General features: G+C 54.8%; 1 protein-coding gene. It reads right to left on the bottom strand.

Going from position 1 to position 263, the window contains the following annotated elements:
• Window positions 1-254 (bottom strand): LysR substrate-binding domain-containing protein (locus SB771_RS35070; RefSeq protein WP_410722053.1); only part of this gene is annotated, 254 nt, incomplete at its 3' end.
• Window positions 255-263: the final 9 nt, after the last annotated feature.

The raw sequence follows: 263 nt of genomic DNA, 5'->3' as shown, positions 1-263 counted from the left end.
GCAGTCACTATCTCCAAATCACACAATCGGCGCTGGATGACGCCTGGGTCTTCAGGTTCCCCCATGCGGATTGTACAGTCGAGGTTCTCATGGCGCGGGTGAATGGATTGATCATCCAGTCCGATCATCAGCTCCAGATCAGGGAACCGTTTTTGAAAGTCGTCGATGGCTGGCAAGACAACAATTCTTCCAAGCGCCATCGGCAACTGAACGGAAAGCCGACCTCGCGGTCCGTTCTGAGCGCTAGCCAGCATCTCTTCCGA

The sequence above is a fragment of the Burkholderia sp. SIMBA_051 genome, from assembly GCF_046534915.1.
Taxonomy (GTDB): Bacteria; Pseudomonadota; Gammaproteobacteria; order Burkholderiales; family Burkholderiaceae; genus Burkholderia; species Burkholderia ambifaria.
The sequence above is the reverse complement of the archived record's forward strand: the minus strand, read 5'-3'. Positions and strand labels throughout refer to the sequence as shown.